Genomic DNA, 13,440 nt, shown 5'->3' with positions numbered 1-13,440 from the left:
GGTAGGGTGGCCCGGTTGTCGTACGTAAGCCCCTGTTCCCGCCGGCGTTCACGCGTCCGGCCGAGCCCCCACGTAACCCCACGTCCGAGCGTCCGAACCGGAGACCGTGACTACTACCGCCTCCTCCTCCCACCACCTCTCGCCCGCCTTCCCCGGCCGCGCGCCCTGGGGCACCGCCAACAAGCTGCGTGCCTGGCAGGAAGGTGCCCTCGGCCGATACCTAGAGGAGCAGCCCCGTGACTACCTCGCCGTCGCGACCCCTGGCGCCGGCAAGACGACCTTCGCGCTGACGCTCGCCTCCTGGCTGCTGCACCACCACGTCGTGCAGCAGATCACCGTCGTCGCGCCCACCGAGCACCTGAAGAAGCAGTGGGCCGAGGCCGCCGCGCGGGTGGGGATCAAGCTCGACCCCGAGTACAGCGCGGGACCGGTGAGCAAGGAGTACGACGGCGTCGCCATCACGTACGCGGGCGTCGGGGTCAGGCCGATGCTGCACCGCAACCGGTGCGAGCAGCGCAAGACCCTCGTCATCCTCGACGAGATCCACCACGCGGGCGACTCCAAGTCCTGGGGCGAGGCGTGCCTGGAGGCGTTCGAGCCCGCGACCCGGCGCCTCGCGCTGACCGGGACGCCGTTCAGGTCCGACACCAACCCGATCCCCTTCGTCGCGTACGAGGAGGGCAACGACGGCATCCGCCGCTCCGCCGCCGACTACACGTACGGATACGGGAACGCGCTCCGCGACGGCGTCGTCCGGCCGGTGATATTCCTCAGCTACAGCGGCAACATGCGCTGGCGCACCAAGGCCGGCGACGAGATCGCCGCGCGCCTCGGCGAGCCCATGACCAAGGACGCGATCTCCCAGGCGTGGCGCACCGCGCTCGACCCGCGCGGCGACTGGATGCCCAGCGTCCTGCGCGCCGCCGACCAGCGCCTCACCGAGGTGCGCAAGGGCATCCCGGACGCCGGCGGACTGGTGATCGCGAGCGATCAGGAGGCGGCGCGCGCGTACGCCAAACTCATCCGCGAGATCACCGGGACGAAGGCGACGCTCGTCCTCTCCGACGACGTCGGCGCGTCGAAGCGGATCGACGAGTTCGCGGCGAGCGAGGAGCGGTGGATGGTCGCCGTCCGCATGGTGTCGGAGGGGGTCGACGTGCCGCGCCTCGCCGTCGGCGTGTACGCGACGACCATCTCGACCCCGCTGTTCTTCGCGCAGGCCGTGGGCCGTTTCGTACGGTCCCGGCGGCGCGGCGAGACCGCGTCCGTCTTCCTGCCCACCATCCCCACCCTCCTCGGCATCGCCAACGAGATGGAGGTCGAGCGCGACCACGTCCTCGACAAGCCGAAGAAGGAGGGGGAGGAGGACCCCTACGCCGAGTCCGAGAAGGAGATGGCGGAGGCGGAGCGCGAGCAGGACGAGGACACCGGCGAGCAGGACATGCTGCCCTTCGAGGCGCTGGAGTCCGACGCCGTCTTCGACCGGGTGCTGTACGACGGCGCCGAATTCGGCATGCAGGCGCACCCGGGCAGCGAGGAGGAGCGGGACTACCTCGGCATTCCGGGGCTCCTCGAACCCGACCAGGTGCAGTTGCTGCTCCAGAAGCGGCAGGCCCGGCAGATCGCGCACAGCCGCAAGAAGCCGGACACCGAGGCCGACCTGCTGGAGCTGCCGGCCGAGCGGCGCCCCGTCGTCTCCCACAAGGAGCTGCTGGAGCTGCGCAAGAAGCTCAACACGATGGTCGGCGCGTACGTCCACCAGAGCGGCAAGCCGCACGGGGCGATCCACACGGAGCTGCGCCGGGTGTGCGGCGGGCCGCCGAGCGCGGAGGCCACGGCGGGGCAGCTCAGGGAGCGCATCTCGAAGGTGGGGGAGTGGGCCACCCGGATGCGCTGAGCGGTCGGTGTGAGCCGGCGTGAACCGGCGTGAGGTGTGGACGTCGTAGAGGTATGAGCGAGACGCCGTGACGGTTGTAACGGTTGATGTACAGCGTGGCCGCCGCCCGGACCCGGGGTGGCGGCCATGACTGCTCTCCGGGGCCCTCGGTCGTCACCGTACGGGTCGTATGTGGGCACGTAACGTCACTGTTCGGTCGGACATTTACCGTTAACGCGGTTTGACTCGCCTCTCATGCCCGGATTCTGGACGAGGGCTTCCGCTCAGCGGTACCGAATGGTTACTGTCCCCGCAATGTGAACGCTCCGTGGCAACTCCGCCGCGTAGCGCAGCCGGTGGTGCCATGGCCCGCCGGTGGCCTCTCCGCGCGGCGCCGGAACGGGACCCGGCGCGGCAGAAGCTCCAGGGCGGGGAGAGCGCCGTCGTCACTCTTCCCCAAGGTCTCGGCCTCGCTCGACCAGGGGAGACCTCATCCGAACTCGCTCCGAACTCACACCGAAGGAGAGGGCGTCGTGACCGCGGAGACCTCCCAGACGCTCGACCGGGGACTGCGCGTCCTCAAGCTGCTCGCCGACACCGACCACGGGCTGACCGTCACCGAGCTGTCCACCAAACTCGGCGTCAACCGGACCGTCGTCTACCGGTTGCTCGCCACGCTCGAACAGCACACGCTCGTACGCCGTGACCTCGGCGGCCGGGCCAGGGTCGGCCTCGGCGTGCTGCGCCTGGGCCGGCAGGTGCATCCGCTGGTACGGGAGGCCGCGCTGCCCGCGCTGCGGGCGCTCGCCGAGGACATCGGCGCGACCGCGCACCTGACGCTCGTCGACGGGGCGGAGGCGCTGGCCGTCGCCGTCGTGGAGCCGACCTGGACCGACTACCACGTGGCCTACCGGGCCGGATTCCGTCATCCGCTGGACCGGGGCGCGGCCGGCAAGGCGATCCTCGCCGCCCGGCAGGGCGTCCTCACCGAGCCGCGCTGCACCCTCACCAGCGGCGAGTTGGAGGCGGGCGCGAGCGGGGCGGCGGCGGCGCTGGTCGGGGTGACCGGGATCGAGGGGAGCGTGGGCGTGGTGATGCTCGCGGACGCCGTACCGGAACGGGTCGGTCCGCGCGTCGTCGACGCGGCCCGCGAGGTGGCGGACGCCCTGCGCTGACGGACGCCCTGCGCTGACGGACGCCGTGTGCCGGCGGGCGCCCCCCTCGGTGGTGGGCGCCCCGTGCCGGCGAAGGCCCAGCGCCGGCGAAGGCCCCGCACCGGCGAAGGCCCAGCGCTGGCGGACGGGTGACGGCGCGCGGCAGATACATTGACATCGTGTTCTCTCGCCTCCCGCGGTTCTCTCGCCTCTCGCGCCCCAGCATCCTCGTCGTGTGCGCCGTCCCGATCGTCGCGCTCTTCGTCGTCGTCGGCGTCGCGCCCCTGCCGTACGCCGTGGCGCAGCCCGGGATGACCGCGGACGTCCTCGGCACGAACAAGGACCGGCCGGTCATCACGATCAGCGGCGCGCCCACCCGGAAGACCGAGGGGCAGTTGCGGATGACGACGATCGAGGCGACGGGGCCGTCCACCGACGTCGACTTCGGCGATGTGGCCGAGGGCTGGTTCCGCGCGGACCGGGCCGTGCTGCCGCGCGAGGCCGTCTACCCCTCGGGCAAGTCCGACCAGCAGGTCCAGAAGCACAACACCCAGGACATGGTCGAGTCGCAGGACTCCGCGACGACGGCCGCCCTCGGCCTGCTCGGCAAGGACCCGGCGAAGATCGACGTCAGCCTCCACCTCGCCGACGTCGGCGGGCCCAGCGCCGGACTGCTCTTCGCGCTCGGCATCGTCGACAAGCTCGACGGCGACGGCGCGGGCGGCGACCTGACCGGTGGCCGCACCATCGCGGGTACGGGGACGATCACCGACGGCGGCAAGGTCGGCCCGGTCGGCGGGGTGGCCCTGAAGACCCAGGCGGCGGGGCGCGACGGGGCGACCGTCTTCCTCGTACCGGAGGCGGAGTGCGCGGACGCTCAGGCCGAGCTGCCGAAGGGGATGCTGCTGGTGCCGGTCGCGACACTGAAGGGCGCGGTGTCCTCGCTCACGGCGCTGGAGCAGGGGCGGAAGGACCAGGTCCCGAGCTGCTGACATCCGTGGCGGGCGCGGGGCCCGGGTCGGAGCCGGGACGTTCGGCTGTCGGCTTGGACGGGCGTTCCATGGACCGCCAGGCCGGGAAGACCAGCGGACTCAGCGTCGCCAGCAGATAGACCCCGCCGACGGCCAGCAGCGCGTGGCCCAGGCCCGCGCGCTCGACCAGGAGGCCCGCGGCCAGGCCGCCGAGCGGCATCGTCAGCTCGACCCCCGCCGTGGTCACACTGGACACCCGGCTGCGCAGCGCGTCCGGCACCCGCTCGTAGATCACGGTGGTGAGGATCGGGTTGAGCACACCCGCCGCGAAACCGCCGGCCGCCATGGTCACCGCCAGCGGTACGGTCCCGTCCGTCAGTGCCGCCACCACGAACCGCGGTGCCCCGCAGAGCAGAAAGGCGCCCGCGAAGACGGCCCTGCGCGGGAAGCGCTCCCCGTACGCCCCGTACAACAGGGCGCCCAGCAGCGCGGAGCCGCCGAACACGGCGGTGACCAGCCCGAGATCGGCCGATCCGCCCAGCTCGTCGCGGGCGTGGACCGGCAGCAGGACCGAACTCCAGCCCTGGTCAAGGCCGTTGGTGATCATCACCATCAGCGTGATGCCCATCAGCAGCCGTGTACGGGCCAGGAAGGCGTATCCCTCGCGGAGTTCGGTGCGGTACGTGGTGAGCGAGACCGGGGCGAGGCGCTGCGGCTCCGCCGAGGGGACTCCCCGCAGCCCGGTGGCGATCAGCGCCGCCGACCCGGCGAAGGTCACGGCGTCCAGCAGCAGCACCGCCTCCGCGCCCATCACGGCGATCAGTACGCCGGCCAGCGCGGCGCCGATCATGCGTGCGCCGCGCGAGGCCGCGTCGTACAGGCTCGCGGCGCGCGGCAGGGTCGTCCCGGCGCGCTCGGCGAGGTCCGGCAGCAGGACGTAGCGGGCGGTGAGCCCCGGGGTGTGGACGAGGCCGCTGACGGCCATGAGCGCGCACAGCATCCAGAACTCCAGCGCGCCCGCGTAGTGCAGCAGCGGGATCGCGGCCACGGCGAGACCGCAGACCAGGTCGGAGACGACGGAGACCCGCCGCCGCCCGAGCCGGTCGATGACCGGCCCGCCGATGATCGCGGAGACGACGACCGGCAGCGTCGCGCAGAAGGCGACGATCCCGGCGTCGGCCGCACTGCCGGTCGTCTGGAGGACGAACCAGGGCACCCCGATGAGGGTCAGTGAACTCCCCGCTATGGAAACGGTGTTGGCGGCGAGCGTGGCGGCGAAGGGCCACCGGTCGCGGGGGCGCTTGTCGCGAGCGTTCCCGGGCCCGCTCATGCGAGGTGCGTTCTCGGGCGCGCCACAGGGCGGTTGACGAGGCGCAGCCCCAACTCGACCAGCGACCAGCCCAGTCGGGTACGGAGGTCCGTACGGGGCCGGCGGTGCCCGGCGGTTTCCCGGAACTCGGCCGCCTCCCGGTGCAGTTCGGTGGCGCGCAGGGCGTGCAGTGTGAGATGGATGTCGGCGTGCATGGTGGATCCCCCTGAAGTCTGCTTCTGCCGGCCGTTCTGTTCCGGCCCGCTTCAGTCCGCCGAGCTGCGGCGCGGGAAGGAGTGCAGATGGATGCGGACCTGCGGGGCATCCTCGGCGGCGGCCCCCGTCACGCGGTAGCGCTCGGCGACCGCGTGTATTTCCTTGTTCATCTCGGTGAGCTGCTGCGGCGTCAGGCGCAGGGTGAAGTCGCTCATGTCCGCGGCCTGCGACCACTCCAGCGGCCAGTCGCCCGAGGTGCCCAGCCAGGTGGCGAGTTCCTGGGTGTGGATGGTGGCCACCTCGTGCAGGAACAGATTCGCGGCGCCGCGTACCTCCGGGTCGGTGTTCGCGTGCAGGTCCGCGGTGAACCGTGTCCCCTCCTGGGCGGCCCTCCACCACCGCTCGCGGCCCTTGCCGCGCGTCGGGTCGTCCTCGACGAAGCCGTGCGCGGCGAGCTGGCGCAGGTGGTAGCTGGTGGCGCCACTGGACTCGCCCAGCCGGGCGGCGAGTTGGGAGGCGGTGGCGGGGCCGTCGTGGCCGAGGGTGCCCAGCAGTCGGATGCGCAGCGGATGGGCCAGACCACGGAGCGAGCGGGCGTCCAGGGTGCGCTCGCGATGCTCCTGCGGCTTCTTCTCTTCGGGCTCGGGCATGGTGTCACCGTAACCATGCAAAGACTCCGTTGCAACAGGTTCTTTGCAACGAAGTCTTTGCGGCTTGATCCCGCTTCCTCAGTCGTCCCGCGCCGCCTGTTCCACCAGCGGGATGATCCGCAGCGGCACCGGGTTCTCCATGACGATCGCCGTGGCGGCCCGGACGATCCCGTCGAAGCCGACCACCCGGTCGATCACCCGCTGGAGATCGGCGTTCGAGCGGGCGACCAGGCGGCAGAGCATGTCCCCCTCGCCGGTCGTGGTGTGCAGTTCCAGCACCTCGGGGACGCCCGCCAGGTGGGCCCGTACGTCCGTGCCCTGCCCCTGCTTGATCTCCAGCGTGGCGAAGGCCGTGACGGGGTAGCCGAGCGCCGCCGGGTCGACGGCCGGGCCGAACCCCCGGATGACCCCGTTCGACTGGAGCCGGTCGAGCCGCGCCTGTACGGTCCCGCGCGCCACGCCGAGCCGGCGCGACGCCTCCAGCACCCCGATCCTGGGCTCCTGCGCGAGAAGCACGATCAGCCTGCCGTCGAGCCCGTCGATACCCACGGTCCTTCTCCCTCTTCCAGCATGGTCATCCTGTGCGGATCGGCCCGTCATTCTGGCGATTCGCTGTACAGAATGCCCAGGGAAAACGCGAACTGTTGCGCACCTTGTGGAACGGGGTGACGCTGACCTCATGGCTGACACCTCGACGCACAGCACTCTCGGCACCCCCGGCACCACCCCCGACCCGGCGCCCGGCACCGCGCGCGAGGCCGATCCCTTCCCGGTCAGGGGAATGGACGCGGTCGTCTTCGCCGTCGGCAACGCCAAGCAGGCCGCGCACTACTACTCCACGGCCTTCGGCATGAAGCTCGTCGCCTACGCGGGCCCGGAGAACGGCAGCCGTGAGACCGCGAGTTACGTCCTGACCAACGGTTCCGCCCGCTTCGTGTTCACGTCCGTCATCAAGCCGGCCACGGAGTGGGGCCGCTTCCTCGCCGCCCATGTGGCCGAGCACGGCGACGGCGTCGTGGACCTCGCCATCGAGGTCCCGGACGCGCGCGCCGCGTACGCCTACGCCACCGAGCACGGCGCCCACGGCGTCCAGGAGCCGTACGAGATCAAGGACGAACACGGCACCGTCGTCCTGGCCGCGATCGCCACGTACGGCAAGACCCGGCACACCCTGGTCGACCGCTCCGGTTACGAGGGCCCGTACCTGCCCGGCTTCGGCGCTGCCGACCCGATCGTCGAGCCCCCCGCCAAGCGCACCTTCCAGGCCGTCGACCACTGCGTGGGCAATGTCGAACTCGGCAGGATGAACGAGTGGGTGAGCTTCTACAACACGGTCATGGGCTTCACGAACATGAAGGAGTTCGTGGGGGACGACATCGCCACCGAGTACTCGGCGCTGATGTCGAAGGTCGTCGCCGACGGCACCCTGAAGGTCAAGTTCCCGATCAACGAGCCCGCGATCGCGAAGAAGAAGTCGCAGATCGACGAGTACCTGGAGTTCTACGGCGGGGCCGGCGTTCAGCACATCGCGCTCGCCACCAACGACATCGTCGCCTCGGTACGGACGATGCGGGCCGCCGGTGTGCAGTTCCTGGACACCCCGGACTCGTACTACGACACCCTCGGCGAGTGGGCCGGGGAGACCCGGGTGCCCGTCGACACCCTGCGCGAGCTGAAGATCCTGGTCGACCGCGACGAGGACGGCTATCTGCTCCAGATCTTCACCAAGCCGGTCCAGGACCGGCCGACCGTCTTCTTCGAGATGATCGAGCGGCACGGCTCGATGGGCTTCGGGAAGGGCAACTTCAAGGCGCTCTTCCAGGCGATCGAGCGCGAGCAGGAGAAGCGCGGCAACCTCTGACGGCGGGGGAGGGGGGACCCGCGTCCCCGCCCGCCGTACGCGGCTGAGCGGGGCCCGGTCCTCCCGGCCGGGCCCCGCTCAGCCGTGCCGGGCCGTGGCGCGCTTCCCGTGGGCGGCGGCGCTCCGTGCCTCGGCGGCGAGGGCCCGGACCCGGTCCGGTGGCAGCGCGGCGGGATGGCGTACGGGCATGCCCCCACCCCGGCAGGTGCCGCACTCCCCGTCGACAAATGCCTCCGGCTGCCCCGGCGCCCGACAAGTGCCACACTCCACCACGGCCGGTGCCACCCGATTCGGCACCACTGGCATATCCGCCGGCTCGGGCGGCAGCTTGGCGGTGAGCCGGGAGCGTACGAGCCCGGCCGCGTGGTGTACGGGTACGGGCAGCCCGTCGGTGAGGGCGCGCAGCACCTCCTCCTCACCGGCCCCGCGTACGAACCACTCGGCGGCCAGCGGCTCCAGCGCCGCGCAGTCGGCGGCGGACAACGACAGCGCGGGACACCGCCGCCCGACGGAGGCGAGCACGAGATACCCCCGCGACCGCCCCACCCGCGCACCGGGCGCCGCGACCGGGGCGGGTGTGTGAGTCCGGGCTTGGTCCGGTGCCGCGACGGTCGCCGCCCCTGTGGCCGACGCGCCCGCATCGACCCCCGCACCCGAGGCGTCACCACCCCAGGCGTCACCACTCCGGGCGGCGCGCGAGAACCACGTACGGGTGACCCAACGCCCGCCGCCCGTTCCCACCAGGAACTCACGTCGCCGGAGGAGACGTCCGGCCCGCTCAAGGAAGTTCAGAGCCGTCCGTAAGGCGCACTGCCCGTACTCCATCACCTTGGCCAGGGCTTTCACCGAGATATCGGCCCCGTCGGGCAGCCGGTCGATGAACCCGGCGATGGCCGCCTCACGCCCGGGCAGCAGCGCGAAGTCATCGGCGGAGGGGCCCGGTTGACCGGCAACCGAACGCTTGCCGTACCCGGCACTGGCCATCGAACAGGAAGGGGAGTGCACGCGCGGCGGCGCAACACTAAACTGCGGAGCAGCCACAAAGATCGCCTCTTGATCTAGCTGGTGAGGTCTCCGTCAGGTGCGCTAACACCGGGCGGAGGCCGCTTTCGTTCAGGGGCACGGTAGACGGATCTCACCCTGCGTGGCAACCCGGTCGCGAAAAGTCAACATCCGGGGCAGGGAGGGTGGGTGGGAACAAGAACCAACCACTCCTCACAAGCAGGACTCGACCCCCGAAGCTCAAGCCCCGGGCCGCCCCACCACCCTCCATCTCCCAGCGCAGCGCCTCACGCCGGCTTGCCCCGAAGTCCGAAGTCCGAAGCTCAAGCCCCCAGGTTTGTCGCGGAGAGGCTACGCGGCACCATGGAGGCTGGCTCCGCCGCGCGGACGGCCCCCGATGGCTGCCCGCGCTGAGTGGTCGTCGGGGGGCTTCCCTTTTCCTGGGGAATCCCAGTGCGATTCGCAACCAGCTATCGCGCTGCTGGCATGTGACCAAATCGCCAGTCATTCAGGCGTTTACGGATGCTGGAGACCATGGGAAGGGAATCTACGTCTTCGGGCTTGAACCAACGAACGTCCGTGGATTCCTCCGAAGCGGCTAGTTTCCCAGATGTGGGACGCCCCAGGAAGCAGACAGAGAATTCTTGCCTCACTTCACCATCGTCATAGGCGAATACGTGATGGGGGTTGGTGTACGTGCCTACGATGTCGATGACCTCAATATTGATTCCGGTTTCTTCGCGCGTCTCTCTGACTGCACAGTCCGGCAAAGACTCTCCGATGTTCATGGCTCCTCCGGGAAGCGCCCACATTTCGTTATCGACTCGCCGTTGGAGTAGCACGCGCCCGGTATCGTCAACGACAACGACTGATGCGGCCGGGACCAGGCTGTTGGCAGTCGGAGCGTTCGGATCGTTCTCGTAGTCACGCCTACCCATGATGACTATCCCCCCATACCGCAGTGCCCCGGTTCCACAATTCCTCAACGTGAGAGACGAAGCGATCGAATATGCCGTCATCCTGATAGCGGCGCAGATGTAGCGTAGGGGCGTCATGCCCCACGTTGTGAGTCAGCAAAGGCGTGACGATCATGTCGTCATCGAAGCGGAAGACAGACAAGTAGGCGTTACCTCCGCTATATCTCGCATCAATGCCCTGCTGCCCCTTGATCTTCTCCAACTCGGCAAGTGTTACACGGATGCGAGTGGACAGGGTGAGCGTCACGCCTTCATCTTTCTCGCGCAATCGCGTAAGTTCGCCTTCAGGGTCACCTAACAGGAAACGTACTCGGCACCCTTGGGCTGCCTTGCGCTTTAGTGAGGCGCCGAGTTGGGCTTGTTCGAGCCATAGGAAGTAATTCGTGTAACCCGCGAAGGTTATTTCTCCCTCGGCGCCAGCGATCAGTGAGCGCCATAGCGACGCCGGGCAGCCGGACCGATATGGGTATGCGGAAACAATCTCACGGTCCGGACCGACCTTTATTGCCTTTGCGGCGGCTGCGGGCCAGAGTGCTGCCTCCTCCTCGCCGAGTACTTCGCAGGCAGCCCACCTATGCCGGGCCCTGGGAATCCTTCCCGTCTCAGTGATCCACCGTCCAACTGTCTTGATGTCGACACCGCACCTCTCGGCCAACTGTCGATCACTAATTCGAGCATGAAGCATGGCGCGGCGAAGCGCTTCGTTCACGGCCACCCCCTTGGGACGTTAGGAACGTTTCAGACGGTAGCTCTGCTTCGTTCCTAACGTTCGTCAAACGGCGTAGAAACGCACCACCGGGGGCGGAAGTCTTGGTGGGCGACCAGGACTCCGAGCAGGACTGAGGACATGACCGAGGAGAAGCCGGTCCTGGTGGCCACCGAGGCGGATGATCCGACCGCCGACATGGTGATCACCGAACTGAACCGGCGAAGCGTACCCGTGGTCCGGTTCAACCCTGCGGACATCGGCGCCGGTCTGACGGTCTCGGCTCGGTTCGGCACCCGCCCGGCCTCCATGGCTGGGCGGGTGCGCACCCCGTCGAGGACCGCCGACCTGACCCGCGTCCGATCCGTGTACTGGCGCCGTCCCGAATGGCCCTCCTTCTCGCACCTCGAATCGGATGACGCCCGGTTCGCGGCCGCACAAGTCCGCTTCGGGCTCGGCGGCCTCCTCTACGCAATGGATTGCCCGTTGTGGGTGAACCATCCCCAGCGGATCGCCGCCGCCGACTACAAGCCCGCACAGCTCGCCCTTGCCCAGCGGCTCGGCCTCGCCGTCCCCGCGACCCTGGTCACCAACGACCCTGACGAGGCACGCGACTTCATCACCAGCGTCCGGGGCGACGTGCTCTTCAAGACGCTGCGTTGGACTCCGTACACGCGAGATGGAGTACCGGTCACCGGTTGGGCCGACCCCGTGTCCGCCGAGGAGATCGACGAGAGCATGCGCGTCACCCCGCACCTGTTCCAGGCCTGCGTTGACAAAGTCGCCGACATCCGTGCCCTTGTGGTCGGCCGGCACACGTTCTCCGTACGGATCGAGTCCGATCTGCTGGACTGGCGCAAGGACTACAGCGCGCTCACCTACAGCGTCGAGCACCTCCCCGACCGGGTGAACAAGGCGCTGCACCGCTACCTGGAGTTCCTCGGTCTGGTATCGGGGAGCTTCGATCTCGCGGTGGACCGGGAGGGCAACTACTGGTGGTTGGAGTTGAACCCGAACGGCCAGTGGGGGTGGCTGGAGACGGAGACCGGCCTCCCGATGTCCGCCGCATTCGCCGACCTGCTCTCACAAGGAGAAAGCCGATGACCGACTCCGGCCCCGAGCGTCGCCGCCTCGCCGAGCTGCTGGACCAGAACGGCGTCCTCACGTCGCCCTGGCTGCGTGCAGCCGTCGAAGCCGTGCCGCGCGAGATGTTCCTCCACCCTGGGGTGTTCCTCGACGAGGGCGGCACCTGGAGGCCCGTCACGGCGACCGGCACCAACGCCGCCGAGTGGCTCAAGATCGCGTACAGCTACGACACCCTCACGACCCAGCTCGACGGCCACCTGACCGCCGACCAGGCGGGCGAGCCGGTTGCTGGGGTGCCCACGTCCTCTTCAACTACGCCGGCCACCGTGATCAGCATGATCGAGAGCCTCGGCCTGGAGTCCGGCCACCGGGTGCTGGAGATCGGCACCGGCACCGGATACTCCTCCGCTCTCATGTGTCACTACCTCGGCGCGGACAACGTGGCCACGGTCGAGGTTGACCCGGAGGTGGCCGAGCGCGCGGATGCGGCGCTGGAAACGCTCGGATTCTCGGCGTGGACTGCCAACGGCGACGGCCTCCTGGGGCACCCGCGGCGCGCTCCGTACGATCGGGTGATCGCCGCCTGTGCCGTCCGGCGCATCCCGCACATCTGGGTCCGCCAGACCAAGCCCGGCGGCGTCATCCTGAGCACCGTGGGCTCCTGGCCGTACGGGACCGCCCTGGCCAAGGTCACCGTGGACGACAACGGCAACGCGGAAGGGCGGATCATCGGTCGCTCCTCGTTCATGCAGGCACGTTCCCAGGCTGTCGTGCCGGTAGCTGGCGACCTGTCGGCCCGCACCGCCTACGCGGACAGCGAGAGGGAAACGAAGGCGCCGCCGACCCTCCTGGACGACTGGATGCCGGCCTTCCTCGCCCAGCTCGCCGCGCCCGGCACACATCTCGTCCGTGCCGCCCGAAGCGACGGAACGCCCCTGCTCTACCTCTTCGACCCCGACCGGGAGTCCTTCGCCGAGTTCATCGCCCATGACGGCAGGTGGACGGTTCGGCAGGGTGGCCCTGTGCCTCTGTGGGACCGGATCGAGGAGGCGCTCGTCGCCTGGGAGGCAGCAGGAAACCCCGAGATCGACTCCGTTCACCTCCGCATCACTCAGGCGTCGCACCACTATTGGATCGAAGGGGCGCCTGACCTGACCTGGGAGCACCGCCTCGACTGAGCCGAGGAGGGCCTTCGTCGAGGCGCTATCCTCGCGGATGAGCAGCCGTCGAGTCATAGGGAAGCGGAATGGACGATGAACCGCTGTCCGAGTGGGCGGACCGCCGTGACGCCAGGATCGGACGGCTCCGCGCCGTCCCGCTGGTCCCCGGCGACGGCCCGCAGGCCGGGCACGTGAAACCCGAGGCGCCTCGCCTGATCCAGCGGTGGAACGGGCACGCGTGGGAGGCGCACGGCTTCGCGGCCAACCTCGCGGAGGCGAAGCGCATCCAGTACCCCGACTCGAAGATCGAGACTCCGGCGCGGGAGCCGGGCCCGGCCCCCAGGCCCCTCGGCCCAGGCACCGGCCGACACCGAAAGCCTCAAGCATCCGGACCCGAGCGGCGCTGACTCTCAGCCGCTCCCCTGCTGCGCATCGCCGCCCGGCGCCACCTCCTGGACAACCTGGCCGCGCG

14 protein-coding genes are annotated in these 13,440 nt (G+C 69.7%); 7 read left to right on the top strand and 7 right to left on the bottom strand.

What is annotated here, in order from left to right:
• The first annotated feature begins 106 nt into the window (after positions 1-106).
• The 3 genes from ACFXPL_RS01400 (at position 107) to ACFXPL_RS01390 (ending at position 4,022) form a co-directional block, all read left to right on the top strand.
• Positions 107-1,897, top strand: a complete 1,791-nt coding sequence (locus ACFXPL_RS01400) for a DEAD/DEAH box helicase (RefSeq protein WP_384910563.1) — start codon at positions 107-109, stop codon at positions 1,895-1,897.
• A gap of 512 nt (positions 1,898-2,409) precedes the next feature.
• Positions 2,410-3,051 (top strand): helix-turn-helix domain-containing protein, encoded by a 642-nt coding sequence (locus tag ACFXPL_RS01395; protein WP_384910561.1) that lies wholly within the window; start codon positions 2,410-2,412, stop codon positions 3,049-3,051.
• Between the two features lie 158 nt (positions 3,052-3,209).
• A complete protein-coding gene (locus ACFXPL_RS01390; protein WP_384910558.1) occupies positions 3,210-4,022 on the top strand; it encodes a S16 family serine protease in 813 nt (270 codons plus the stop codon).
• Here ACFXPL_RS01390 and ACFXPL_RS01385 read toward each other — a convergent pair.
• The 4 genes from ACFXPL_RS01385 to ACFXPL_RS01370 all read right to left on the bottom strand — a co-directional run bounded on the left by ACFXPL_RS01385 (position 3,976) and on the right by ACFXPL_RS01370 (position 6,725).
• On the bottom strand, positions 3,976-5,331 hold the full coding sequence (locus ACFXPL_RS01385; RefSeq protein ID WP_384910555.1) for an MFS transporter: 1,356 nt from the start codon (positions 5,329-5,331) through the stop codon (positions 3,976-3,978). The two genes, ACFXPL_RS01390 and ACFXPL_RS01385, sit on opposite strands and share 47 nt — an antisense overlap.
• On the bottom strand, positions 5,328-5,525 hold the full coding sequence (locus tag ACFXPL_RS01380; RefSeq protein WP_384910552.1) for a hypothetical protein: 198 nt from the start codon (positions 5,523-5,525) through the stop codon (positions 5,328-5,330). The genes ACFXPL_RS01385 and ACFXPL_RS01380 overlap by 4 nt, the downstream gene beginning before the upstream one ends.
• 51 nt (positions 5,526-5,576) lie before the next feature.
• Positions 5,577-6,176 carry an ArsR/SmtB family transcription factor gene (locus tag ACFXPL_RS01375; RefSeq protein ID WP_384910548.1) on the bottom strand — a complete coding sequence of 200 codons (600 nt, stop codon included), beginning with the start codon at positions 6,174-6,176 and terminating at the stop codon, positions 5,577-5,579.
• A gap of 78 nt (positions 6,177-6,254) precedes the next feature.
• Positions 6,255-6,725, bottom strand: a complete 471-nt coding sequence (locus ACFXPL_RS01370; protein WP_384910545.1) for an Lrp/AsnC family transcriptional regulator — start codon at positions 6,723-6,725, stop codon at positions 6,255-6,257.
• 130 nt (positions 6,726-6,855) lie between these two features.
• Here ACFXPL_RS01370 and hppD point away from each other — a divergent pair, with 130 nt between their 5' ends.
• Entirely contained in the window at positions 6,856-8,037 is a 1,182-nt protein-coding gene (gene hppD / locus ACFXPL_RS01365; RefSeq protein ID WP_384910542.1) for a 4-hydroxyphenylpyruvate dioxygenase, read from the top strand.
• Between the two features lie 78 nt (positions 8,038-8,115).
• Here hppD and ACFXPL_RS01360 read toward each other — a convergent pair whose 3' ends face one another.
• From ACFXPL_RS01360 to ACFXPL_RS01350, 3 genes are all read right to left on the bottom strand, one after another.
• A complete protein-coding gene (locus ACFXPL_RS01360) occupies positions 8,116-9,021 on the bottom strand; it encodes a hypothetical protein (protein WP_384910539.1) in 906 nt (301 codons plus the stop codon).
• 488 nt (positions 9,022-9,509) lie between these two features.
• On the bottom strand, positions 9,510-9,977 hold the full coding sequence (locus ACFXPL_RS01355) for an NUDIX hydrolase (protein WP_384910537.1): 468 nt from the start codon (positions 9,975-9,977) through the stop codon (positions 9,510-9,512).
• Positions 9,970-10,725, bottom strand: coding sequence for an XRE family transcriptional regulator (locus ACFXPL_RS01350; protein WP_384910535.1), 756 nt, complete (start codon positions 10,723-10,725; stop codon positions 9,970-9,972). Before ACFXPL_RS01350 ends, ACFXPL_RS01355 begins: the two co-directional genes overlap by 8 nt.
• A gap of 138 nt (positions 10,726-10,863) precedes the next feature.
• On the opposite strand from ACFXPL_RS01350, the gene tgmB reads away from it, so the two are divergent.
• From tgmB to ACFXPL_RS01335, 3 genes are all read left to right on the top strand, one after another.
• Positions 10,864-11,826, top strand: coding sequence for an ATP-grasp ribosomal peptide maturase (gene tgmB, locus ACFXPL_RS01345; RefSeq protein WP_384910532.1), 963 nt, complete (start codon positions 10,864-10,866; stop codon positions 11,824-11,826).
• On the top strand, positions 11,823-12,986 hold the full coding sequence (tgmC, locus tag ACFXPL_RS01340) for an ATP-grasp peptide maturase system methyltransferase (protein ID WP_384910529.1): 1,164 nt from the start codon (positions 11,823-11,825) through the stop codon (positions 12,984-12,986). The genes tgmB and tgmC overlap by 4 nt, the downstream gene beginning before the upstream one ends.
• A 68-nt stretch (positions 12,987-13,054) precedes the next feature.
• Entirely contained in the window at positions 13,055-13,375 is a 321-nt protein-coding gene (locus tag ACFXPL_RS01335; RefSeq protein ID WP_384910526.1) for a DUF6087 family protein, read from the top strand.
• Positions 13,376-13,440: the final 65 nt, after the last annotated feature.

It is taken from the genome of Streptomyces sp. NPDC059092, assembly GCF_042756365.1.
GTDB lineage: Bacteria > Actinomycetota > Actinomycetes > Streptomycetales > Streptomycetaceae > Streptomyces.
Note: the sequence above shows the minus strand (reverse complement) of the source record. Positions and strands in the feature narration are given on the sequence as shown.

Bases quoted from the DNA above. Each gene is read 5' to 3' on its own strand.
- ACFXPL_RS01335 (WP_384910526.1), top strand. From the start codon at position 13,055: ATGGACGATGAACCGCTGTCCGAGTGGGCGGACCGCCGTGACGCCAGG.
- ACFXPL_RS01380 (WP_384910552.1), bottom strand. From the start codon at position 5,525: ATGCACGCCGACATCCATCTCACACTGCACGCCCTGCGCGCCACCGAA.
- tgmC (WP_384910529.1), top strand. From the start codon at position 11,823: ATGACCGACTCCGGCCCCGAGCGTCGCCGCCTCGCCGAGCTGCTGGAC.
- ACFXPL_RS01375 (WP_384910548.1), bottom strand. From the start codon at position 6,176: ATGCCCGAGCCCGAAGAGAAGAAGCCGCAGGAGCATCGCGAGCGCACC.
- ACFXPL_RS01385 (WP_384910555.1), bottom strand. From the start codon at position 5,331: ATGAGCGGGCCCGGGAACGCTCGCGACAAGCGCCCCCGCGACCGGTGG.
- ACFXPL_RS01360 (WP_384910539.1), bottom strand. From the start codon at position 9,021: ATGGCCAGTGCCGGGTACGGCAAGCGTTCGGTTGCCGGTCAACCGGGC.
- hppD (WP_384910542.1), top strand. From the start codon at position 6,856: ATGGCTGACACCTCGACGCACAGCACTCTCGGCACCCCCGGCACCACC.
- ACFXPL_RS01355 (WP_384910537.1), bottom strand. From the start codon at position 9,977: ATGGGTAGGCGTGACTACGAGAACGATCCGAACGCTCCGACTGCCAAC.
- tgmB (WP_384910532.1), top strand. From the start codon at position 10,864: ATGACCGAGGAGAAGCCGGTCCTGGTGGCCACCGAGGCGGATGATCCG.